Origin of the sequence: Rurimicrobium arvi, assembly GCF_039540495.1 — a bacterium.
Lineage (GTDB): Bacteria > Bacteroidota > Bacteroidia > Chitinophagales > Chitinophagaceae > Rurimicrobium > Rurimicrobium arvi.
On record NZ_BAABEZ010000014.1, the window covers coordinates 62967 to 85837 of the forward strand.

A 22871-nucleotide genomic window follows, 5' to 3' on the forward strand; every position below is an offset into this window, starting at 1 on the left:
ACCGAAGTGCACAAAAAAGGATTTCCCCCTGTTGTTCCTGCATCGCCACGCGTGTTGATTCTCGGCAGTATGCCTGGTGAACAGTCGCTTGCCGCCACACAGTATTATGCGCATCCGCACAATCTGTTCTGGCCTTTTATGGCAAGCATATGCGGAGAAACGCTACCCGGACCGTACGACGCGCGACTGGACATGCTGCACCGGCATGGCATTGCATTGTGGGACGTTTGCGATACCTGTATCCGGGAAGGAAGCCTTGATACTGCGATCCGGGAAGTAGTGCCCAATGCGCTACCTGATTTACTCCGGGAACATCCATCTATACAGTTGCTTGCGTTTAACGGACAAAAAGCAGCCGCCCTGTTCCACAAATACTTCGGTAATGCGATAGATATCGATCAGATCACTTTGCCCTCTACAAGCCCGGCAAACGCTGGAAAGTCAAGACAATTGAAAGAGGATGCATGGCTGCAACTGAAATCCTGCCTGAAAGATGAAAGCGCCGGTAAGCAGGGAAGGCTGAAAAAATAATACCTCAAAAATTATGTATTACAGGCTTGCGGAAGTACATTTACAGGACAAGAAAATAATTAAACCTCTTTTTAGGGATGAAAAAAGTTGTTACGTTAACTGCCTTACTGATGGCAGGATTCTCCGCCGTTTCGTTTGCCCAAACCTGCAAAGTAAAAAATAACCGCTGTTTTGCCGATGTGGATGGCGACGGAAAAGACGATTATATCTACCTGACGGGGTCTGCAGCAAACCCAACCGTGAATGTACGCTTCTCCAACGGACTCACATTCGATCAGATTCCCGGCATTGTGAGCCGCCCGAATATCTACCGCAAACTTGTGGAACCCAGCTATTTTGCGGATGTGAACGGAGACGGACGCGCCGACTATATCACGTTCCAGGGTAATTCCCAAACGCCCCGTATCGTGGCCTACCTCTCCACACGCGAAGGATTTTCCAATGAACATGTGGTAATGAGCGATCATTTCGACAAGGGGTATGAAGGCTTTCCCCGTGGCTTTGCCGACCTGAATGGCGATGGAAGATGGGACTATATCACTTTTCACGGTGATAAAGAACGTCCTTACATAATTGCGTATTTCGCAACAGAAAAAGGATTTGATACCAAATCATATAAAAGCTCCGTTATGCTGGAACCGGCACACGACGGTATATTAAAAGCGTTCGCGGATATAAACGGTGACGGCATAGCCGACTACATGGATTCTTATGATGGCGAAACGATCAATACTTATCTCGGCAATAAGATCGAATATAATTTCCGCTTCCTGTATCCTTACAAGAACACTTTGAGCAATCCTATACCCCAGGGATACATGGATATGCCCCGCGGTTATTATGACATTGACGGAGATCACCGTGCCGACTATGTAACGTTCAGAGGTAACGAAGACAAGCCTAATATTTACATTCACTACTCTTTCGGACAATCTTTCGAAGACCAGCCGCGTATTGCACGTAAAGTGGAGCGTGGGCTGCCTTCCATGCCCAATGGATTTGCTGATGTAAACGGAGATAAAAAATGGGATTATGTTGCTTTCCGCGGAACAGAGCAGAACCCACGCCCGGTTGTCTATTTCAGCACCGGCCATGATTTTCTCGAGCCTTGCGACGAAATGACGATCTCTCTGATCAACGACGCCGCATACAATGCGTATTTCCTCATCCGCTACGAACTGGAAGGCGTTGAAAAAGAAATCCACTCGCCCGTGGTGATTACCGGCAACACTATGAATTACAATATCCCGGAAGACGCCTACAATGTGGAAGTACAGGCTTTCTGTAATGACTGTTATGATAAGCGGCGCGTGTTTACAGACATGATCGATCGCAGCGACAACCCGCATAAAGTATGCTATCGTGTGATGGGTACCCAATTCAAGAAATCATGGGATTTCGGATCCTGCAATAAAGCGCTTCGCTGATACAAAACATCTTTCAAAACAGAAACGCCCTTCAAATGAAGGGCGTCTTTGTTTGTGCCTTTTCAGCTACCCGTTGAAATAGCGCCACACAATAGCGGCCTTGGAAGCACCGATCACGCGCGTCAGTTCCCTTTCGGTAAGCGTTCGTATCTTATTCACAGACTTAAACTCCTGCAGTAGTTCTGTAGCGGTCTTCTCGCCGATGCCCGGTATTTCCTCCAATTCATTTTTAATGGTCCCCTTGCTGCGCAGATTACGGTGGAAAGTGATACCGAAGCGATGCACCTCATCGCGTATGCGTCTTACAAGCAGGTGAGCCGGGCTGTCGTATGGTAACTGCAGCGGTGTTTTATCACCCGGGAAGAAAATGGATTCCTCCTGTTTCGCAAGTCCCACAATCGTCATTTTACCCTCAAGTTCCAGTTCACGGATACTTTTCAGTGCCGCTCCCAATTGGCCTTTTCCGCCGTCTATGATCACGAGCTGCGGTAACGTAACGCCTTCTTCTTTCAGGCGTTTGTACCGTCTGAAAACGATTTCGCTCATAGAGGCAAAATCATCTATTCCCTGAACTGTTTTTATTTTAAAATGCCGGTAATCCTGTTTGGCCGGCTGTCCGTTGCGGAAGCATACCATTGCCGCTACAGGAAACGACCCCTGGAAGTTGGAGTTATCGAAACATTCGATGTGCACCGGTAATGCAGGCAGATGCAATGCTTCCTGTAATTCCGTAAGCGCACGGTCATGCTGCACTTTTGCTGTTTCTTCCAGCATCAGCGCACTCTTCCGGCGCAGATCATCGCGGAATACAGTTGCATTCTTCAGGCTCATTTCCAGCAGTTTCAGCTTATCCCCTGCTTTGGGGATGGTCAGCTTCATACTGTCTTCGGGCAGATCCATCTCCATCGGTGCAATGAGCTCCTGCGCAATGCTGTTGAAACGTTCCCTGAAATGGGCATAAGCAAGAGAGAGCATATCCGACTCTTCTTCTTCTTCGATTTTTTTCTCGATACGCACGGTATTGGCAGAAATGATCGTTCCGTTCTGAAGCATCATAAAGTTCACCACCGCAGTTTTGGCGTCGCTGAGTATGGAGATCACATCTACATTTTTCAGTTTCGGATTCACCACCGTTGAATTGGACTGGTAGCGTTCCAGCGCCACGATTTTCTGCCGCAGGATCTCCGCCTGCTCAAACTGCATTTTTGCGGCCAGGTCCTGCATTTCCGCTTTCAATTCCCGCAGTACGATACCCACGTTACCTTTCAGGATATGCCGTATATACTGTAGCTTTTCATTATAATCTTCCTCCGACTGCAGGCCTTCGCAGGGACCTTTACAGTTGCCCAGATGATACTCCAGGCACACTTTGAATTTACCCCGTTCGATATTCTGGCGGCTTAGATTCAAGGTGCAGTTACGGAGCGGAATATTCTGCCGGATCGTATCGAGTAATTCTCTTGCTGCAAAAACAGAAGTAAACGGACCGAGATATTCAGAACCGTCACGGATAACCGTTCGCGTAAAAAAAACACGCGGGAAGCGCTCATTCTTGATAACGATATACGGATAGGTCTTATCGTCTTTGAGCTCAATATTGTAACGCGGCTGGTGATGCTTGATGAGCGAATTTTCCAGGAGGAACGCATCGTGCTCGGTCTCCGTAACCGTATATTCGATATTGCGGATGTGCGCAACCATTACCACCGTTTTGCGGTTGGCCTGACTCTTATTAAAATACGAGCTGACGCGCTTCCGGAGGTCTTTTGCCTTACCGATGTATAAGAGCTCGCCCTGTCCGTCGTAATATTTATATACGCCCGGACTATGCGGAATAGAAGGGGCAACCACACTGAATTCTTCCTTCGTCATCTTCTGTTCCCTGCTTTTTGTTGTTTACATAAACTTGTATTCGATATTAAGATCCTTTACCGATCCGATCAGCGGATCATTTGTCTCGTGGATCATCAACACCTTCATAGGAGCATACAGCAGCTTTTGCGAACGGGTGTTCCAGAAAGACTGCTTACTTGTCTCGATATAGATGGTACGGATTTTACGGGTTACGAGGTCGGCAGCGATCTGTAATTTCTGCGTATATAATTCCGGAGTACGCGCAGTGTAAATGAAATTACGCGTCTGAGTGAGTCCTTCGTCAAAAGTTTCAAAATCGTACTGACCGAGGAATTTGGGATCGCTGATATCCGTTTCGTAAAAAATTTTAAACAGCTTGCTCCACTGCATATTGAGCGCTGAAAGTGTAGCGCTGTCGGTGTTCCCTTCGAGCGTTGTATACCGGGTAATGAGTATGGGTTGGCCGTGGAACGTTTTCCACTGATCGCGGATAAAATCTTTGATCGAAAAATATACCGGCTGATTGGGAGCTGCCGTTGCCGCCGGCTGCTCTTTCCTGCAGGAGCCGGTGATCAGCGCACAAAACACAACCAGAAGAATAGAACGTTGAAACATCTTGGTAATGGTTATAAGGAACTACCGCTGTTTAGCTGCGGCGTATCTTGCACAAATATAAAAAATCAGCACTCCCAGCACAGCCCCGAGCGCATCAGCATAAATATCTTTCATGTCTTTGGCTCTGCCGAGAAACGAAAGCAGACCCTGTAATTCTTCCACAAACCAGCCAAAACCTGTCCCGAGCAGCAGCCAGAACATCAGATGGCGCCAGTGAAGGGAAGGCCGCGCGAGCAGCCAAAGGAAATTAAATATGCCGAAGAGCAGAAAATGAACCCATTTGTCCGCGAAAGGAATATCCACATCGGGAATTTCTTTACCGGGAACAAAGCAGGCAATAAAAATGAGCAAAGTCCACGCGATTGCGAAAGACTTTGCTCGTTTTTTGTAAGGAGATTCGGCAGTAAAAAAATGCCAAATGTTCATTATTCTCCGATCAGTGCTTTATAGGCAGCAGCGTCCAGAAGGCTTTCGAGTTCTGCGGTATCAGCGATGGTCATTTTGATCATCCATCCGTCACCGTAAGGATCCTGGTTTACGCTTTCAGGGCTGCCATCCAATCCGGGATTCACTTCAGTTACCGTTCCGGCAACAGGCAAAAACAGGTCAGATACTGTTTTCACAGCTTCTACGGTACCAAAGATATCGTTGGTTTGTAACGCTTTACCTACTGAATCGATATCGACAAAAACGATATCCCCCAGTTCGCGCTGTGCAAATTCCGTAATACCTACGGTGGCAGTATTACCTTCGATTTTGATCCACTCGTGATCCTTAGTGTACTTTAATGCTTCAGGAAATTGCATATTATTTTACTATTTGAGGCCGTAAAAGTAAGCCAATTTGCTGATAAAAGAAAGCGGATCATAATCTTTTAAAGGCATATTGCCCCGCACCTTTACGGATGCAGAGAAACGGACATTTTCTTTTGATTATCATCAAGATAGTACCCTGCCCCACCTATGGGAGAAGTGCTGGAGGATTTGACTTCATTTTTATAAAACAATATGCTCATGTTAGATGAGGCTACAGTTTTACCCGAAGTGGTTCTGGCTTCCACAATATGATTGCCGGAAGGAAAGTCCACTTTCAGCGCCCTGGATTCCAGTGCTGCAGAACTGAACGTAAGCGGTATATTCCAGTCGGAACCACCGATGTACGGTAAAGAACCTTTATCTACGCCGTCCAGATACAAATGCAACGGATTTTCTGACCAGACTGTACTGTCAGGTGTGTAAAAATAACCATGTACGGTGGTGGCAACTTCCTTTTTGGTGCAGGAAGCGAGCATGCCGGTCGCGGCCAGCATCAGCAGTGTTTTGGTGGATGGTTTCATGTTGAAAGATTTACAGGGAAAGAAACGCACCTGTTACAGATTTATTATCCGGGATCGCAACTCCTCTCCTAATAAATTATTAAGCCTCTGCCTGCGACGATCTGCGCTATCGGAAGAATGCACCGAAAATATTACATTTGCTACCCTTCCTTTATAAAAATAGAAATACGTGCAGTTAAAATCCCTCGAAATAAAAGGCTTTAAATCCTTCGCGGACAAGACGCACATCCTGCTGGATCATCCCATTACCGGGATCGTGGGTCCGAACGGATGTGGAAAGTCGAATATTGTGGATGCCATACGCTGGGTAATCGGAGAACATAAGATCAAATCATTGCGCTCCGACAACCTGGACGATCTGGTATTTAACGGATCCCGTACGCGCGCCGCATCCGGTATGGCTGAGGTATCGCTCACGTTTGAGAACACCAGGAATCTGCTGCCCACGGAATTTACAACAGTGACCATCACACGTAAATTTTATAAAAGCGGCGAAAGTGAATACCGCCTCAATGATGTTCCCTGCCGTCTGAAAGACATTCACAACCTGTTCCTCGACACCGGTGTGAGCAATGACTCATATGCGATCATCGAACTGGGGATGGTAGACGACATCATCAAAGACAAGGACGGATCGCGCCGCAGAATGCTGGAGCAGGCTGCAGGAATCTCTATCTATAAAACAAGGAAAAAGGAAGCCAAACAAAAACTGGAAGGGACAGAACAGGATCTTGCACGTATCGAGGATTTACTGTTTGAGATCGGAAATAATCTCCGCACGCTGGAAAGCCAGGCAAGAAAAGCAGAGCGCTATTTCCAGATCAAAGATGAATATAAGGTGGTAAGCATCGAGCTTGCGAAAGCCTCCCTCGAAGATTTCAATGAACGCTACAAAACCCTTACGGAACAACATAATACCGAGCAGGACCGGAAAGCACAGATAGATGCGGAAGTTGCCAGTGGAGAAGCTGCTATCGAAGGGGACAAAATCAAACTGATCGAAAGAGAACAGGAGCTCAGCCGCATGCAGCGCCAGTTCAACGAACTGCAGAACCGCATCGTACAATTGGAAAATGAAAAGAAACTCGCTTCGCAGAGACTCGAATACCTTCGCGAAAGAGAACGCAGCCTGAATCATTTCCTGGGTAATGCAAGCGCGCAACTGAACGAACTCGCAGCGTCAATTACTTCGGCGGACGAACTGATCGCTCAGGAACAGGCGGGGCTGGAAGATGCTAAAGATAAGCTCGAAAGCCTGCGCGAAATGGTCGCCGACAAGCGCGAAATATTCGAAGAGAAAAGAACGGTTGTGGAACAGCTGCGCAAAGAAATGATCGACGGACAGCGTCGTCAGTTTGATGCGGAAAAGAAAGTGGCAATTGCAGATTCTTCTGTAATGAATCTGCAACGCAGTATCCTGCATGCGCAGGACGAAATGGCGCAACGCAATCAGCAGATCAGCCAGATCAACAACGAGAAAGCAGAAGCGGAAGCCGAACAGCAGGATAAACAGGATACCCTTGCGGGCATGATCGAGCGGAGGGAGGACATCAAATCCAAAATACTCGAAACACAGGGCCAGATGGAAAGTCTGCGCAGCCGCCTGATCGACGAGAACAGAAGCCTTGATGCGAAAAAAGCGGAACACGATCTGCTGAAGTCGCTGGTGGAAAGCCTGGAAGGTTACCCGGACAGCATCAAGTTCCTGAGCAAAAACAAAGACTGGAAAAACGATGCTCCGCTGTTGTCTGATGTATTTGTCGTTCAGAACGAATATCGCGCGGCACTTGAAAACGTACTCGACAATTACCTGAACTATTATCTGGTCAACAGCATTGAAGATGCGGCACAGGCCATTCACCTGCTGGAATCCAACAAGAAAGGCAAGGCCAATTTCTTCGTACTCAGCAGTATTGCCCAGATGGAGGAAAGCACCACTGCAGCCGCTATTCCCGGAGCAGTGTCCGCGTTGAGCGTGCTGAATGTGGATGAACCTTATAAGGCTTTGGCGAGACACCTGCTGGGACACGTGTATATCGCGGAAAATGAATCCAGCCTGTTGCAGACTACCTTACCGAAAGGTGCGGTACTGATCGAAAAATCCGGGAAAATGCTTCGCGGCAACTATTCGCTGAGCGGTGGATCTATAGGCTCTTTCGAGGGAAATAAAATCGGGCGTGCAAAAAACCTGGAACGCCTGGCTAAAGAAATCAGTACGCTGAACGAATCCACACAGCAACTGCGTACACAGATCACAGAGACGCAGACGCTGATCACCGGATACAATCAGGAGCTGAATGATAAGGCCATCGAACAAACACAGGTAGAACTGAACAGGCTCAGCAACCATATCATCAGCCTCGGCAACCGCGCAGAGCACCTGGAGCATACAAACGAAAGCAGTAAAAAGAGACTGGAAGACCTGCAGGCTCAGCTGGCCGATACACAGGATAATATTTCCGACACGCGCAGCGAACTTGAAGAAATCATAACGGCGTTCAACGATCTGCAGGAGCGCATTACAGCTGCGGAAAATGAGTTCAGGTCGGTGGAAACAGATTTCAACCTGGCATCGCAGCAATTCAATCAGCACAATATTGAATACCTGAAACTGCAGGCTAAGTGGGACAACCTGAAGCAGGAACGCAGCTACAAACAAAATAAATCAGACGAACTCAGAGGTCAGATAGAAAATAACAAAGCACAGCTGGAAGACACATCCCAGCAGATCAGTGAGGCATCAGGAAAACTCAATTTCGGCGACACCGAGTTGTATGACATGATGCACAAACGTGAATCTGATGAAAAAATACTGATGGAAGCAGACCGGCTTTTTTATGAATTGCGGAACACCGTTAATCAGGAAGAAAGCAAACTGAATCAGAAGCGACGTGAGAAAGAAAATGCGGAAAACATTCTCAACAGCATTAAGGAGAAGCTTACGGAAATGAAACTGCAGCTGGCCGGCATGAAGGAGCGGCTCAGTGTGGAATTCAGGGTAGATCTTGAAGAGATCCTCGACCAGCCGCGCACCGGAGAGCAGAGTGTGGAAGAACTGAATGCAGAAGCAGAGAAAATGAAGCGTCGTCTGGAGAACATGGGAGAGGTAAACCCCACGGCTATTGAAGCTTACAATGAAATGAAAGTGCGCCACGACTTTATCGTGGAACAGAAGACGGATCTCGTCAATGCAAAAGAGTCGCTGCTCGCTACGATAGAAGAAGTGGAGCAGACTGCCAACAGTAAATTCCGTGAGACATTTGACAAAGTGCGGGAAAATTTCCGGGTGGTATTCAAAGCGCTGTTCACCGAAGAAGATACCGCTGATCTGCGCCTGACAGATCCGGATAACGTTGCGGATAGCGGCATTGAGATTTATGCACAACCTAAGGGTAAACGTCCGAGCACACTTACGCAATTGTCCGGAGGGGAAAAAACGCTGACATCAACAGCATTCCTGTTTGCGATCTACCTGATCAAACCGGCGCCCTTCTGTATCCTCGATGAGGTGGATGCGCCGCTGGATGATGCGAACGTAGGCAAGTTCACACAGATGATCCGTAAATTCTCAGACAATTCGCAATTCATCATCGTGACGCACAATAAGCAAACGATGGCTGCTGTGGACGTTATTTATGGGGTGACCATGCAGGAGCTTGGCGTGAGCAAGCTGGTGCCGGTGGATTTCCGGAGCCTGAACTAAATCGATCAAAACACATGTTACAAAGAAGAGGCCCGCCGACAGCGGGCCTCTTCTTTTATTATAAGACCATAATACGCCATTACAGGGATGCCTTTATTTTTTCGAGAAAGCGATCCGTATCGTGCCGCCAGAAAAATGTCTCGCGCACTTCATCCGATCCTGGCTTAACATACAAAAGTTGGAACGCAGCCATATTTCCATTGCCCGCCTTTTCGATTTTTATCACTTTTATCCCGAGTGCACGCAAAGACTGTTTGAGCTGCTGCAATTCGTCGTTTACTGAAAGAGGATACATACTTTAATCATTAGGAATAACAAAAGTAGGGCATCCGACTGTAGCGTTTGTCACTGGCGGCACAAGCATTCCTCCCGCTATCCAACAGGGACAATGCTTCCGGTCATCCCGCCAATCAATTATGAGTGTTTAAAGAACCATACATAAGTAGGGGTAATTATTCTTTCATATTGATTCGCCGGTAGATATTTTCGAAATAGGCAGATTCACTTCCAGCCTATACCTACTGTAATAACTAAATATGAAAGAGAAAAAATGGGTGCCCTTCTGCGTCAGTACAGCGCTTATTATATTCACCAAACCAATATCGATGTATTCGCTGGAACTGGACCTCTGGGTTGTATTCCCCGGTTCTTTCATCATTTTGCTTCTGCTATTGCATCGCCTGCCCCTGAGTAAGTGGTTTATTTTCAGCAGATATATGGCTGCACCTTTAGTGCTGTTCCAGTTAGACGCTGTCGTAGATTTCCTGGAGTCATTAAGCAATTCCACGAAGTTTAGCTTTACGGAAAGCTGCATCACTACGGTTATATGGCCGAATGTACTGCCTTTCTACCTGGCTCCGGTATTGGCCTACTGGTTCTATCTCGCTTCTGCAAGGGTGAAAATTCTTGTATTGACACTCAGCTCGGTACTTTACCTGGTTAATATTTTCTGGTTTGCCGAAGCAAGGTTCAATTACAGGAGTTACGGAACGATTAAGAACGATGTGTCACAACCTGTGCCAACCAACTGGAAAAGCATACTGCTGAACGGTGATACACTAAGCGCAGATAGCTTTACCAATAAGTTGGTATTGCTGGATTTCTGGAACAGCGGCTGTCCCAATTGCATTGCAGCTTTTGGCACGTTGGATAGCTTTTATCAACTGCAAAAAGACAATCAGGATGTCAGGGTACAGTCGGTCTTTATCCCCTACGCTGAACGTGACTCTGCAGGTACGGCGGCAAATATTATACAAAGGGAAGGAGCATCTTTTCCTGTCGCGACAGGGAATGGCCTCGATACCGTGTTTGGTATCAAAGTATACCCTACCGTATTGGTCATTCATCAAAATAAAATTATCTATCGGGGCAACCTTAAAGGCAGCATGCAAAAAGTACTACACTTAAAACGGCTATAGGGAGTAGCCTCATTGCAACAGTAAGGGCTGGCCGATTTCCGGCCAGCCCTTACTAAATGACTATACTATATCTATCGGTTGCTTTACAAACTCGCCATATCGATCACGAAACGGTAGCGCACATCACCTTTCAGCATACGCTCATACGCTTTATTGATATCACGCATCGGGATCAGTTCAATATCGGAAACGATATTATGTTCGGCGCAATAGTCCAGCATTTCCTGTGTTTCGGGCAAACCTCCTATCAGTGAACCGGCCAGTGTCTTCCGGCCGCCAATGAGGCTGAAGGCCATGATCTGGGAAGGTGTCGGAGGGGCACCCACACAGCACATTACGCCGTCCGTATCCAGCATTTGCAGGTATTGATTGTAATCGTGCGGAGCAGAAACGGTATCAAGGATAAAATCGAACTTGCCTGTAAGTGCCTGCATCTGCGCCGGATCTTTGGTCAGTGCAAAATGGTGCGCACCGAGATGCTTAGCATCTTTTTCCTTCTCCGGAGAGGTACTGAGCATGGTCACTTCAGCTCCGAAAGCCGCCGCAAACTTAATACCCATATGTCCGAGTCCGCCCAAACCAACGACAGCCACGCGCGTTCCTTTCCCTACATTCCAGTGACGCAACGGAGAGTAGGTGGTGATGCCCGCGCATAACAAAGGAGCAACAGCTTCCAGCGGAAGCTTTTCGGATATTTTCAGTGTAAAATGCTCATCTACCACGATGCTCTGGGAATAACCGCCATAAGTCACACCTCCGAGGTGCTTATCTTTTCCGTTATACGTTCCGGTAGACCCGTTGCGGCAGAATTGCTCCAGTCCTTTTTTGCAATTGTCGCAAGACTGGCAGGAGTCTACCAGACAGCCTACCCCGGCAAGGTCACCGGCTTTCAATTTGCGTACTTCACTGCCGACTTCCGTAACGCGCCCCACTATCTCATGTCCCGGAACGATCGGGTAAACGGTACCACCCCATTCATTACGGATCTGGTGAAGATCAGAGTGGCATACCCCACAATAGCTGATTTCGATCTTCACATCTCTGGGCCCCACTTCTCTTCTTTCAAAGGAAAACGGAGCCATATCGTCTGTCGCGTTATACGCGGCAAATGCCTTGGTTGCTGTGCTCATTTTATAACCGGGATTTTAATGTTAGGATTAATAATACCGGGCAAAGGTAGCAGGACGTTTGCTCGAACCTGCATTATTAATAGTTCTATTTCAATAATTATTGCCAATAAGGTATCGACAGACCGCATTTTCACCGATTTCCGGTCACGGGACTTCGCTCCGTTGCATCCATTTCAGGGATACAATGCTTACCTTCGCGGCTCAATTTCATTGTATATATAAATTATGGATAAAAATTCAGCCATTGGTTTTGGACTTTTGGTGGCGATCCTGATTGGTTATTTTACCTATTCGAACCATCAGCAGACCAAATACCGCGAACAGGTGCATGCCGATTCCATTGCATATGCCAAGACGCATCCCAAAGCAGCAATCGACACAAGCAAAGTAACCACTGAAGCAACGGCAGGTACCGACTCACTGTTGCCGCAGGCCTTCCATGGTATGGCGCAGGAAGTGGTCCTGGAAAACGATAAGATCGCAGTTACGCTCAACACCAAAGGCGGATACCCGACTGCTGCACGGGTAAAAGGTTATAAAACATACAACAAGCAGGATTTATACATCTTTAATGGTGCAGGCAACAGCATGAGCCTTGTAATGCCCTCCGATAAAGGAAATGTAAGCACCGCTGACCTGTATTTTGTACCGACAGTGCGAAAAGATGCGAACGGCGGACAATCAGTGGAAATGACCGCTGATATGGGCAATGGCCGGAAGGTGTCTTTCCTGTACACGCTTGCGAAGGACAATAACATGATGGATTACCAGGTGAAAGTAAGCGGGGCATCAGGCACGGCAATACCCCTGGTATGGGATATGAAAGGATTGAGCACGGAAAAAGACGTATATAACCAGCGGCTTGCGACGCAGATCTACTATCATTTCCAAGACGATGACAATGATTATTTTACCGTAAACGAAGAGAAAAACAAGACACTCGACAAACCGGTAAAATGGCTTGGTTACCGTCAGCTGTACTTCTCCACCATCCTGCAATCGGAAGAAGGATTCGCACGTACCAATATCAAATCCAACACAAAATTCCCGGATAAGGATTTTGTATCCAAAAGCTCATTCACCTTCGATCTGCCGGTTAAGGGCGGTGGCGAACAACTGTATCGCTTCCATTGGTATATCGGACCAAACGATCACAATACCCTCAAAGCATACAATGCACACTTCGAGGATATGGTTCCATACGGCTATGGCATATTCACGTTTGTAAAGTATATCAACAAGTGGTTCCTGTTGCCCCTGTTCACGTTCCTGTACAGCTCGGTTGGCAACGTAGCGATCGTGCTCGTATTGATGACTATCGTCATCCGCCTGCTGTTATCTTTCTTTACTTACAAATCTTACCTGTCTTCTGCAAAAATGAGGGTTCTGAAACCGGAACTGGATGAGCTGCGTGAGCGTTGCGGGGATGACAAGCAGAAAATGAGCATGGAGCAAATGAAACTGTACCGTGAGGCGGGAGTGAATCCGCTGGGAGGTTGTCTGCCGATGCTGTTCCAGTTGCCGATCCTGCTTTCCCTGTATTATTTCATTCCTACGGCCATCCAGATCCGTCAGGCGTCCTTCCTTTGGGCAGATGACCTGTCCACGTACGATGCGATCACAACATGGTCGACACAGATACCTTTCCTGTCTTCCGTTTACGGAAATCACATCAGCCTGTTCACTTTGCTGATGACCTTATCGAGCTTATTCCTTGCTTTGTACAATCGTAACAATACACCGCAGGATCCGAACAACCCGATGATGAAATGGATGCCTTTTGTATTCCCGATCTTCCTGATGGGCTTCTTCAACAAAATGGCAGCAGCGCTTACCTTCTACTATTTCGTGAGCAATATGCTGAGCATCCTGCAACAGTTCATCATTCAGAAGTTCTTTATCGATGAAGCTAAAGTGCATGCACAGATCCAGGAAAACAAAAAGAAACCTGCTGCTTCATCCAAATGGGCGGAACGCCTGGCTGAAATCCAGAAACAACAACAAGGCCCTAAGAATATCAAAAAATAATAAACACCTGTTTTCATTTAAGCGAGGACTTTCACCCTGAAAGTCCTCGCTTCTTTTTTACACAGGACCGTTGGACGCATTGCCGGACGGGACGATTACAGAAGCCCCTTAAGCGTTCCCGCTGCAACTATGCAGTTGGCCCACGCACCGTAATGTATGTCTGAGGAGGCGGGATATAAATCGCTCCGCTTTGCCATTTGTTTCACGGACAGCTTATGCGGTCTTCGCACAAAAAGAAAAGCCGCGGGCAAAAGACCGCGGCTTTCTGAAGAATCAACACTTCTATCGCAGATCGCTTAGCGCATCAGCGTTACATTACCATCGTAACGTTCACTGATACCGTTAGCGAATGAAACACGGATGATATAAACATATACACCCAGCGGCATCGGCTGACCTTTATAGGTGCCATCCCATCCTTTGCCGTCCAGCTTATCCGATTCGAAGATCAACTGACCCCAGCGATCAAATACCATCATGCTAAAGGTGGTCACTGATTCGGATAAGAGGTTGCGCGGCAGGAAATAGCCACTGCTGCCATTGCCCGATCCGGGATTAAATGCATTCGGAATATCGAGATAACAACCTTTACGCACTTCTACGGTATCTGCAGAACTACACTTCCAGTTCTGTGCACGCAGTGCATAAATTCCGGGAGTACTTACACGCAGGGATGGTGTGGAATCTCCGGTGTTCCAGGAGTAGTGATCCACCGGAATATTGTTCAGATTACGCAGCACCAGCGGATTGCTTCCCGGACAGAAGCTAACGTCCTCACCGAGATTGATATTGGGTAACGAAACGCTTTCGATGTTCAGACCCGCACTTACTTCGGGACATGCCGGGTAAGTTCCTTTCAGTTGCACATTGAAAATGCCGCCTTTGGTAAACGAATGCCTTACTTGTAGAGATCCGTATGCAGGGTCTCCATCACCAAAATCCCAGTAAAGACTGCGATAACCTTCCGTTGCCTTACCCGTGAAGTTTACGGCATCACCCTGACAGATACGGGTGGTATCGGATGTAACGCTGATTACCGGTACAGGGAATACTTCCACTGTCTGCTTCGTGCTGTCCTTGCAACCATGAACATTTGTCACTTTGAGATTTACAGTATAGGTTCCTCTTTTGTCTGCATAGCTGTGAGCGGTGTTGCTGTCGGTGGCTCCGGTACCATCGCCGAAAGACCAAACCGAAGTATAGCTTCCCGCTGAACTGGTGGTGGAATTATTAGTGAGCTTCAGTACTTCAGGACCGCACAGGGAATCGTCCGATTTTACAAACGCGGCTTTAGCCTCGCTTATCTCTACGTCAAGCTGTTTACGATCGCTTTCACAACCGTTGACGGTCTGTGTTACCCAGAAGCTCTGCACGCCTGCAGAAGTGTTCAGCGGAGTGGGAGGTAATGCGTAGCGGCTTCCTCCGGCCGCAGCATCATACCATTTCAGATTGGTTCCGGTTGCGGACAGCTGTTCGGTAGGCTGCCAGATACAGTACACCCTGTCGTTGACACTCGGAGTCGAAGGCTTTTTAGTGACTATCACCTGTATGCGTGCTCTGGGCGTTTCACAACCGGCACTATTGGTCTGGCTTACGTAATAATTCGTGGTATCAAAATCCGTACCGGAAATTCCTGTATATGCTGTCGACGGCGTAGGTCGGGGTACAGAACTACCGCCCGTGGGCACTGTATACCAGTTGAGCGTGGCCCCGACCGCAGGAGTGGCAGAAAGCGGTGTTGCTGTGGCTCCTTCGCAATAGCGTACCGGCGATACCACAGATGGAGGAACAGAAAAGCTGATCGTATCTACATAGAATACCAGATACTGCGTGTCACAGTTAGAGATACCCATTGCCGTGTAGGTTTTAGGCCCCCATACGGTTACCGTGAGCGAATCTCCGTACACTGCGCCATAAGGATAAGTAACGCTTCCGGTGACCGTAGGAATGGTTCCGCCGGGAGGAACCAGTGTAGACCCTCCGGTAACGCTCATATAATTCGGGAACGAAGGTGTTGTCCATATCCATTTGTATTGTCCGCCGTTGATCACTTTAAGATCTACTGTTTTTCCGGGACAAACGCGGAATGTGGAATAAGGAGAGTACGGGCTTCCACCGGATTCAAATCGCGGAGATGTTTCTCCGAGCGCAGAATCCAGGTCAGACTGTTTCAGGATGTATGTAAAGGCAAGTGATGTTTTCTGACCGGGGCTCAGGGTGCCCAGGTTGAATACGAGGCCAATTGCCCAATCCTGATTGAGCGTTACGTCTCCTACGTTGTAATAATAACCCGCCGCCGGTGCAGCAGCGCCGGATTGTGAATATACTTGTGATGGTTGTCCGAAAAACGGCCAGTTCGCATTGGTGAAAATACAACAGCGTGCACGGCAGTCTTTCGTACCGAGACCAAGATAGGCCTGATCGGGATAGCCGCGCCCGTTAGCCGTTACGAGGCAATTGCGTGATATACTGTTCGGCTGGAATACAATGCGGTTATCAGTATTGAATCCGCCCCCGGTCCAGGGTTGATCATTGTCGGGGTCAAGTCCGCGGAAGTAATAAATATTGCTGACGTTTGTGCTGCCGATATTTTCGACATCCACGTAGACCACGAAATACAACTTCTCCTTTTTCACCACTGTCTTCTGCGTTACCCGCAGATCGGCACTGCTGCCCTGCCAGGTGGTTGTCTGATCCAGAGGGGTAACAACCGTGCCGGTATGACCACAGGTCCAACCTGCCGGACAGGTTCCGCCGGATGCATCATTACGGTAGCGTGCAACCGTTGAGCCGGTGGTGGTGTACTGGAGATCCCATCCCTCGTAAGGAGATCCGGGAACGAAGTAATCTCCCATATAATTGGCGCGGCCGGGAGAGGCAACGCTCCATCCGTCCTTATCGGGGTCAGATACAAAACCAAGTACGTAGACATAGCTGCCTCCGCATACCTGAAATACATTAGGATGATATCCGGCCGGGACGGTGCAGGAGCCAAAGGCGCCGGTGGAAGCCACGCCTACGTCCACATAATCGCCCTGAACAAAAGAGCCCTGGGCATGTGCATTACGTGCCGCAAACAGCAGCAGCAACGCACTTATAAATCTGATAAATGTCGTTTTCATTATGGGATGCTTTAGGGTTATTGTTTGGCAAATTCGAAACGGTACAGTTCGTCCTGTTTACCGGCCTTAAACACGTGAACGGTATAATTGCCGGGACGGTATTTGGAAAGGTCCCAATGCGCGTAAAACCGTGTATTTGGCTGATCAGGCTTCCAGGAATGCACCTGCCTGCCGGTTTCATCGGTAACTGTTGCATGGAACAGAAAAGGATCATTGGTTTGCAGGATCACGTTCGCTTCATTGGTAAGCGTACGCGGGTACATCAGGAAAACAACGTTGTAACTGTGATTGGCATTAACGGGAAAGATAAAATGTTCCTGTCGCGCATCCATTCGCTCCTGGGCCTGCAGATTTGGATTGGGAACAGCAGACTGAGCCCTGGCCGCTGCACTTAACAAAAAAGTGCCACAGCCCAGCAATAGTAACTTTTTCATGTTCTTGCGGGTTTAAATTATTATAGGGTTACTTATACTGATAGACGCACACGTAATTAATATGGTTGGAATATTTCAAAAAAATGTACCTTAACCTCTGCTAAACTTTACTACTATGACCCAAAGAATTGAAAAGGAAAAAATCGGCCAGCTTCATTTTCAACCAGCGCCAACGGATCAGTCAGGTAAGTGGAAGAAGGAACTGGATTATGCCGTAAGGCTCGGAAACGAACACAAAGGAAAAACGGCAATTACATTTGTTACGGCAGAGGGAACATTTCAGGTCGAAACAACCGTATGGTCTGCTTCTGATAAAGGCATACAGTTAAAGGGAGGCATACATATTCCGCTGAGCAGCATTACGGAGATACACTTCTAAATAAAAAAAGCAAGAGTTTCGCTCTTGCTTTTTTATCATCAGAAATTTCTCATTTTCCATACACCAAACATCGCCTCTTTCACAATTCCGGAGCTCATCTTAGAAACTCCTTCCGTGCGATCAACGAAGGTGATAGGCACTTCTTTTATTTTGAAGCCAAGCTTCCAGGCGCGGTATTTCATTTCTACCTGAAAAGCATATCCGACAAACTGCACTTCGTCCAGCGGAATTTTTCTCAGTACTTCATCGCGATAGCATACAAAGCCTGCCGTAGGATCTTCCACAGGCATCCAGGTGATCAGCTTGGTGTAAATAGCCCCTCCTTTTGAAATCAGCTTGCGCTGAAGCGGCCAGTTGACCAGCTTTCCGCCGCGTACATACCGGGAGCCGACTGCGAGATCTGCACCGTTTTTGCAGGCGTCATACAAACGCAGCAGATCATCCGGATTATGGGAAAAATCCGCGTCCATTTCGAAGATAAAACGATAGCCTTTTTCCAGCGACCATTTGAAGCCGAAAATATAAGCGGTCCCCAGACCCAGTTTGCCCGAACGGCAAACAAGATGCAAGCGTCCGGAAAATTCGCTCTGCAGCCCGCGCACGATATCCGCAGTGCCATCGGGCGAACCGTCGTCAACTATCAGAATATGAAAATCGCCGTCTAAAGACATCACCTTACGGATGATCTTCTCGATATTCTCTTTTTCGTTATAAGTAGGTATGATGACTATTTTTTCCAATCGGCGTATTAATTAGTCGGCAAAATAACAAAATTCGTAGCTTATATATTCAAAAAGGGGCAGATCCGCTTCATTTTTCTGCAAACGCTCCTTTCTATTTCTTCATCAGACGACCGAGTTTCAGCTCGTTGTAAATTTCAGAAAGCTTCTGTTTGGTATGCAATGCAAAGTCTGAATTCATCATCCAGTCGTAGTAACTCGGCTCGGTCTGTAATATTTCCTTCACCTTGCGTCCTTTGTATTTGCCGAAATTAAACACAGGCTCTCCGTCTTTCATGATCATTCTCCGGGCATAATCGATCGTATCATTGGATCCGGAAAAATCATGCAGGGCCTTTACTTCATGCGGCAGCTGTTCGTAGCGTTCGAGCTGAGCCGCCAGCACGTCGATCGTTGCGTCAATATCTGCTTCTGCGCTATGCGCATGATCGAGGCTGCGGCCGCAATAAAAGGCCAGCGCCGCGCTCAGCGTGCGTTGCTCCATTTTGAAGAATATCTGCTGAACGTCTACCATTGCCCTCTCCGTAAAGTCGACATCAATACCGCAGCGTAAAAATTCTTCTGCAAGCAAAGGCAGATCGAAGCGCAGGGCATTATATCCGCCAAAATCACAGCCCTGCATCCAATGGTGCAGTTCATGGGCGATCTGCCTGAATGCAGGTTCATTTGCCACATCCGCATCGGTAATGCCATGAATGGCTGTAGACTCGGCCGGAATAGGCATCTGGGGATTGATGCGCTTTACATATTTCTCGCGTCTGCCGTCAGGACTGATCTTCACGAAAGCGAGTTCTACGATACGGTCTTTCGCGGTATCCGTTCCTGTGGTTTCAAGGTCAAAAAATACAATGGGACGTTTGAGTGTGAGTTTCATCGGACTGAATTGAATACCGGATTTATACCGGATATGCGAAGGTATTAAAAACAAAAAGACCGAAAGATGTCTTTCGGTCTTTATTGCACTTAATTATCCAATTAGAGGTTACCTCTTTTTGCCTGCTCTCTTTCGATGCTTTCGAATAAGGCTTTGAAGTTTCCTGCACCAAAGCTCTGTGCTCCGTGACGCTCGATAATTTCGAAGAACAGTGTCGGACGGTCTTCAACAGGTTTTGTGAAGATCTGCAACAGGTAACCTTCTTCGTCGCGGTCTACCAGGATACCCAGGCTTTGCAGTTTCGCAATATCTTCATCGATTGAACCTACACGTTCCGGCAGCATTTCGTAATAAGCATCGGGAGGAGCGCTCAGGAATTCCACACCACGCGCGCGGAGATCCGTTACTGTTTTCACGATGTCTTTTGTTGCAACAGCGATGTGCTGCACGCCTTCTCCTTCATAGAAATCGAGGTATTCTTCGATCTGGGATTTCTTCTTACCCTCAGCAGGCTCGTTGATCGGGAACTTGGCATACCCGTTGCCGTTTGCCATTACTTTACTCATCAGCGCCGAATATTCAGTGTTGATTTGTTTATCGTCGAACGACAGGATATTCACAAAGCCCATTACTTCTTCATACCATTTTACGGTAGGAATCATGCGGTTCCAACCAACATTACCCACGCAATGGTCTACATAGAGCAAACCGCAGTCGCTCGGGTTGTAGTTGCTTTCCCATACTTCGTAACCGGGCAGGAATGCGCCTTTGTAATTCTTGCGTTCGATGAACATGTGCACTGTTTCCCCGTAAGTATAAATTCCGGACATACGCACTTCTCCGAATTCATCGGTAACGGTTGTCGGCTCCATGTACGGTTTACCGCCACGTTTCGTTGTTTCTTCAAACGCGCTGTAAGCATCGTCCACCCACAAAGCAAGTATCTTAACACCATCTCCGTGTTTTTTCACGTGCTCGCTGATAGGGCTGTCGGACTTCAACGCGGTAGTCAGCACGAGGCGGATCTTACCTTGCTGCAATACGTAAGATGCACGATCGCGCATGCCCGTCTCCGGACCGGCATATGCTACTGACTGGAATCCGAAGGCTGTTTTGTAATAATGAGCGGCCTGCTTGGCATTACCGCAATAAAATTCGATATAGTCGGTACCGTTGATCGGTAAAAAGTCTGCTGCTTTAGCAATTTTCTGGGCGAAGCTTAATGTTTCTGACATTGTTATAATTTTTTTAGTTTGGAATAATGTTGCTGTTACAAAAATTAGCCACACGTACTCCACTCAGCCATCGCAAGCATGCGCAGCAAATTGCGCTTAAGGTAATAGAACGCTTTCATCTTATGGTACAAATTTACGGAAACATCGCTTGCATTTTATACGTCCCGGCCAAAAGATGGAGAAATTGCAAACGATTCAATTACTTATTTTTACCGGACAAACAATCTCCCGTATGTCTCATTACTTTCTGAAAGACAAAGCCGTAAAAATATTTGTGGTGATGGCTTCTTTCTTCGTGGCCAACGCACTCATTGCCGAATGCATCGGGGGGAAGCTGTTTTCATTGGAAACCTTGCTTGGCATGCCGGTTCATCCGTTTTCATTGCTCGGGGAAGACGGACTCACCTACACCCTTACCTGCGGGGTACTTCTGTGGCCTCTGGAATTTGTGATGACGGATATCGTCAATGAATATTTCGGACCTAAAGCCGTGCGCCGGATCAGCTATATCGCCGTATCGCTCATAGCGTATGCGTTCGCCATGTTTTACCTTGCACTGCGGGTACCGCCCGATCAGTCTTTCTGGGCAGGCAGCATGCGTGCAGCAGGCATTCCAGATATGCAGATCGCTTTCGATTCCGTGCTGGGACAGGGTATGTGGATCATTGCCGGCAGTATAGCAGCCTTCCTGTTGAGTCAGATCATCGATGTATGGGTGTTTCACCGTATCAAGCGGGTAACCGGTGAAAAAAAAGTATGGCTGCGCGCAACGGGCTCAACAATCGTTTCGCAGTTTTTCGACAGTTTCGTGGTATTGTTCATCGCATTCCATATAGGCAAAGACTGGAGTATGCAGCGTGTACTCGCCATATGCCTGGTGAACTATAGCTACAAAGCGATTATGGCACTGGTGCTCACACCCGTTATTTATGCAGTGGAGTATTTCATCGAAAAATACCTGGGGGCTGAAAGAGTGGCCGCCCTTAAAAAAGCAGCTATGGGTTTGGAAGCTGAGTAAGCATATCTGCCATTTGCCGTGCAAGCAAAGGCCCCGCAGAATACCCCCGTGTTCCCAACCCGTTGAAAAAGTAACAATGCCGATAAACTTCATGTTGCAGGAGCAGCGGACGCTGACCCGCTGTAGTAGGACGTTCTGCCACGTTGTGGCCAATGAGCGTAAAAGGAATTTTCAGCCAATGCTGCAGGCTTTGTAATGCAGCTTGTCTCCATCCGGCATCCGGTTGCATATCAGCGTATTCCCATGTATAATTGCTGCCGCACCACCAGAGATGATTGCCCTTGGGCACAAGCCTCAGCGCGCCCTGATACAGATATCGCTCGTTTAATCCTGGTATGTGCAATTCAAGATACTCCCCGCGGTTTCTGTTCATGATAGTATCCGGGAAAAGCAGATTTGCGCGGCCTGAACTTCCTTCGCAGTACACCAGCTTATCTGCCGTCAAGCCTTCCATTACCACCGGCTTACCGGCATTGATCTGCAACTTATCTGCAGTGTTTGCTTCGCTGAACACTCCGCGCTCTTTCAGGTAATTCTGCCAGCTTTCCAGCAAAAGCGAGGCATCGATCCTGTAAACAGGAGCGATCTTCGCCATACCGAAAATCGGGCTTTCGAATACGGAGGCGGCTTCCGCGTCCGTAGAATCAGTACCGTTCAGAAAAGGAGTTCCATTCCTCAAGGCTTGCTCATACAGTTCCTGCTCTGCGGCATCCGTATAAAAGCGCAACAGCGACTGTTCGTGGAGGAGGTCTGTCTGCAGGATCGCTTCAAAATCCTGGTAAACGGACCGGGCACAGGACTGCTCCGCCTCAATCTGCGGCCGCAGGTGCAGCTTACGACCGGCCAGTGGCTGTATTACCGCAGAACTGTGCATACCTGCAGACTGCCTGAGCTCACGGCCTGTCACGTATACGCTATGCCCGCGCGAAAGCAGTTCCCGGCTCAGCAGCGTCCCGGCCAGTCCTTGTCCCAATATCAGGTAATCTACATGCATAAAAAAAGCGTCCGGCAAAAATACCGAACGCTT

20 protein-coding genes are annotated in these 22871 nt (G+C 47.9%); 7 read left to right on the top strand and 13 right to left on the bottom strand.

From position 1 onward, the window contains the following. The first annotated feature begins 6 nt into the window (after positions 1 to 6). Both ABD846_RS05620 and ABD846_RS05625 read left to right on the top strand, forming a co-directional pair. On the top strand, positions 7 to 531 hold the full coding sequence (locus ABD846_RS05620; RefSeq protein WP_344823647.1) for a DNA-deoxyinosine glycosylase: 525 nt from the start codon (positions 7 to 9) through the stop codon (positions 529 to 531). 77 nt (positions 532 to 608) lie between these two features. Beyond that, positions 609 to 1958, top strand: a complete 1350-nt coding sequence (locus tag ABD846_RS05625; protein ID WP_344823650.1) for an FG-GAP repeat domain-containing protein — start codon at positions 609 to 611, stop codon at positions 1956 to 1958. A gap of 66 nt (positions 1959 to 2024) precedes the next feature. On the opposite strand, the gene uvrC is transcribed toward ABD846_RS05625, so the two are convergent. The 5 genes from uvrC to ABD846_RS05650 all read right to left on the bottom strand — a co-directional run bounded on the left by uvrC (position 2025) and on the right by ABD846_RS05650 (position 5763). After that, positions 2025 to 3830: an excinuclease ABC subunit UvrC gene (gene uvrC / locus ABD846_RS05630; protein WP_344823653.1), complete on the bottom strand. Its 1806-nt coding sequence runs from the start codon at positions 3828 to 3830 to the stop codon at positions 2025 to 2027. 24 nt (positions 3831 to 3854) lie between these two features. Beyond that, a complete protein-coding gene (locus tag ABD846_RS05635) occupies positions 3855 to 4427 on the bottom strand; it encodes a hypothetical protein (protein WP_344823657.1) in 573 nt (190 codons plus the stop codon). Between the two features lie 21 nt (positions 4428 to 4448). Next, positions 4449 to 4778, bottom strand: a complete 330-nt coding sequence (locus ABD846_RS05640) for a VanZ family protein (protein WP_344823660.1) — start codon at positions 4776 to 4778, stop codon at positions 4449 to 4451. Positions 4779 to 4852: 74 nt separating this feature from the next. Continuing rightward, the gene (gene gcvH, locus ABD846_RS05645) at positions 4853 to 5233 is read right to left on the bottom strand and encodes a glycine cleavage system protein GcvH (protein WP_344823663.1); all 381 of its coding nucleotides are present in this window, start codon (positions 5231 to 5233) and stop codon (positions 4853 to 4855) included. Between the two features lie 92 nt (positions 5234 to 5325). Further along, positions 5326 to 5763 (bottom strand): hypothetical protein, encoded by a 438-nt coding sequence (locus tag ABD846_RS05650; protein WP_344823665.1) that lies wholly within the window; start codon positions 5761 to 5763, stop codon positions 5326 to 5328. A gap of 169 nt (positions 5764 to 5932) precedes the next feature. Here ABD846_RS05650 and smc point away from each other — a divergent pair, with 169 nt between their 5' ends. Further along, positions 5933 to 9466 carry a chromosome segregation protein SMC gene (gene smc, locus ABD846_RS05655; protein WP_344823668.1) on the top strand — a complete coding sequence of 1178 codons (3534 nt, stop codon included), beginning with the start codon at positions 5933 to 5935 and terminating at the stop codon, positions 9464 to 9466. Positions 9467 to 9545: 79 nt separating this feature from the next. Here smc and ABD846_RS05660 read toward each other — a convergent pair whose 3' ends face one another. Further along, positions 9546 to 9761: a hypothetical protein gene (locus tag ABD846_RS05660; protein ID WP_344823671.1), complete on the bottom strand. Its 216-nt coding sequence runs from the start codon at positions 9759 to 9761 to the stop codon at positions 9546 to 9548. A gap of 241 nt (positions 9762 to 10002) precedes the next feature. Between ABD846_RS05660 and ABD846_RS05665 the strand changes: the two genes are divergently transcribed. After that, positions 10003 to 10884 carry a TlpA family protein disulfide reductase gene (locus tag ABD846_RS05665; protein WP_344823674.1) on the top strand — a complete coding sequence of 294 codons (882 nt, stop codon included), beginning with the start codon at positions 10003 to 10005 and terminating at the stop codon, positions 10882 to 10884. Between the two features lie 83 nt (positions 10885 to 10967). Here the strand turns inward: ABD846_RS05665 and ABD846_RS05670 are convergent, their stop codons facing one another. Continuing rightward, positions 10968 to 12014: an NAD(P)-dependent alcohol dehydrogenase gene (locus tag ABD846_RS05670; RefSeq protein WP_344823676.1), complete on the bottom strand. Its 1047-nt coding sequence runs from the start codon at positions 12012 to 12014 to the stop codon at positions 10968 to 10970. Between the two features lie 225 nt (positions 12015 to 12239). Here ABD846_RS05670 and yidC point away from each other — a divergent pair, with 225 nt between their 5' ends. After that, on the top strand, positions 12240 to 14042 hold the full coding sequence (gene yidC / locus ABD846_RS05675) for a membrane protein insertase YidC (protein ID WP_344823679.1): 1803 nt from the start codon (positions 12240 to 12242) through the stop codon (positions 14040 to 14042). A 296-nt stretch (positions 14043 to 14338) separates the two neighbouring features. Here the strand turns inward: yidC and ABD846_RS05680 are convergent, their stop codons facing one another. Next, the gene (locus tag ABD846_RS05680; RefSeq protein WP_344823682.1) at positions 14339 to 17164 is read right to left on the bottom strand and encodes a PKD domain-containing protein; all 2826 of its coding nucleotides are present in this window, start codon (positions 17162 to 17164) and stop codon (positions 14339 to 14341) included. A 17-nt stretch (positions 17165 to 17181) separates the two neighbouring features. Then, positions 17182 to 17598 carry a hypothetical protein gene (locus tag ABD846_RS05685; protein WP_344823684.1) on the bottom strand — a complete coding sequence of 139 codons (417 nt, stop codon included), beginning with the start codon at positions 17596 to 17598 and terminating at the stop codon, positions 17182 to 17184. 115 nt (positions 17599 to 17713) lie between these two features. Between ABD846_RS05685 and ABD846_RS05690 the strand changes: the two genes are divergently transcribed. Next, positions 17714 to 17977 carry a hypothetical protein gene (locus ABD846_RS05690; RefSeq protein ID WP_344823686.1) on the top strand — a complete coding sequence of 88 codons (264 nt, stop codon included), beginning with the start codon at positions 17714 to 17716 and terminating at the stop codon, positions 17975 to 17977. 38 nt (positions 17978 to 18015) lie between these two features. On the opposite strand, the gene ABD846_RS05695 is transcribed toward ABD846_RS05690, so the two are convergent. The 3 genes from ABD846_RS05695 to hppD all read right to left on the bottom strand — a co-directional run bounded on the left by ABD846_RS05695 (position 18016) and on the right by hppD (position 20826). After that, the gene (locus ABD846_RS05695; protein ID WP_344823689.1) at positions 18016 to 18717 is read right to left on the bottom strand and encodes a polyprenol monophosphomannose synthase; all 702 of its coding nucleotides are present in this window, start codon (positions 18715 to 18717) and stop codon (positions 18016 to 18018) included. 94 nt (positions 18718 to 18811) lie between these two features. Then, positions 18812 to 19591: an exonuclease domain-containing protein gene (locus ABD846_RS05700; RefSeq protein ID WP_344823692.1), complete on the bottom strand. Its 780-nt coding sequence runs from the start codon at positions 19589 to 19591 to the stop codon at positions 18812 to 18814. 101 nt (positions 19592 to 19692) lie between these two features. Next, positions 19693 to 20826: a 4-hydroxyphenylpyruvate dioxygenase gene (gene hppD, locus ABD846_RS05705; protein ID WP_344823695.1), complete on the bottom strand. Its 1134-nt coding sequence runs from the start codon at positions 20824 to 20826 to the stop codon at positions 19693 to 19695. Positions 20827 to 21058: 232 nt separating this feature from the next. Between hppD and ABD846_RS05710 the strand changes: the two genes are divergently transcribed. Then, the gene (locus ABD846_RS05710) at positions 21059 to 21844 is read left to right on the top strand and encodes a queuosine precursor transporter (RefSeq protein ID WP_344823698.1); all 786 of its coding nucleotides are present in this window, start codon (positions 21059 to 21061) and stop codon (positions 21842 to 21844) included. Here ABD846_RS05710 and ABD846_RS05715 read toward each other — a convergent pair. After that, a complete protein-coding gene (locus ABD846_RS05715) occupies positions 21822 to 22838 on the bottom strand; it encodes an NAD(P)/FAD-dependent oxidoreductase (protein ID WP_344823701.1) in 1017 nt (338 codons plus the stop codon). The genes ABD846_RS05710 and ABD846_RS05715 overlap by 23 nt on opposite strands. Positions 22839 to 22871 lie beyond the last annotated feature (33 nt).

What these genes read in the sequence shown, in the direction of transcription:
- gcvH (WP_344823663.1), bottom strand. Translation starts at nt 5,233, where the DNA reads ATGCAATTTCCTGAAGCATTAAAGTACACTAAGGATCACGAGTGGATC.
- ABD846_RS05625 (WP_344823650.1), top strand. Translation starts at nt 609, where the DNA reads ATGAAAAAAGTTGTTACGTTAACTGCCTTACTGATGGCAGGATTCTCC.
- ABD846_RS05685 (WP_344823684.1), bottom strand. Translation starts at nt 17,598, where the DNA reads ATGAAAAAGTTACTATTGCTGGGCTGTGGCACTTTTTTGTTAAGTGCA.
- ABD846_RS05680 (WP_344823682.1), bottom strand. Translation starts at nt 17,164, where the DNA reads ATGAAAACGACATTTATCAGATTTATAAGTGCGTTGCTGCTGCTGTTT.
- hppD (WP_344823695.1), bottom strand. Translation starts at nt 20,826, where the DNA reads ATGTCAGAAACATTAAGCTTCGCCCAGAAAATTGCTAAAGCAGCAGAC.
- ABD846_RS05715 (WP_344823701.1), bottom strand. Translation starts at nt 22,838, where the DNA reads ATGCATGTAGATTACCTGATATTGGGACAAGGACTGGCCGGGACGCTG.
- ABD846_RS05665 (WP_344823674.1), top strand. Translation starts at nt 10,003, where the DNA reads ATGAAAGAGAAAAAATGGGTGCCCTTCTGCGTCAGTACAGCGCTTATT.
- ABD846_RS05635 (WP_344823657.1), bottom strand. Translation starts at nt 4,427, where the DNA reads ATGTTTCAACGTTCTATTCTTCTGGTTGTGTTTTGTGCGCTGATCACC.
- ABD846_RS05700 (WP_344823692.1), bottom strand. Translation starts at nt 19,591, where the DNA reads ATGAAACTCACACTCAAACGTCCCATTGTATTTTTTGACCTTGAAACC.
- ABD846_RS05650 (WP_344823665.1), bottom strand. Translation starts at nt 5,763, where the DNA reads ATGAAACCATCCACCAAAACACTGCTGATGCTGGCCGCGACCGGCATG.
- ABD846_RS05710 (WP_344823698.1), top strand. Translation starts at nt 21,059, where the DNA reads ATGTCTCATTACTTTCTGAAAGACAAAGCCGTAAAAATATTTGTGGTG.
- ABD846_RS05670 (WP_344823676.1), bottom strand. Translation starts at nt 12,014, where the DNA reads ATGAGCACAGCAACCAAGGCATTTGCCGCGTATAACGCGACAGACGAT.
- ABD846_RS05690 (WP_344823686.1), top strand. Translation starts at nt 17,714, where the DNA reads ATGACCCAAAGAATTGAAAAGGAAAAAATCGGCCAGCTTCATTTTCAA.
- ABD846_RS05660 (WP_344823671.1), bottom strand. Translation starts at nt 9,761, where the DNA reads ATGTATCCTCTTTCAGTAAACGACGAATTGCAGCAGCTCAAACAGTCT.
- yidC (WP_344823679.1), top strand. Translation starts at nt 12,240, where the DNA reads ATGGATAAAAATTCAGCCATTGGTTTTGGACTTTTGGTGGCGATCCTG.
- uvrC (WP_344823653.1), bottom strand. Translation starts at nt 3,830, where the DNA reads ATGACGAAGGAAGAATTCAGTGTGGTTGCCCCTTCTATTCCGCATAGT.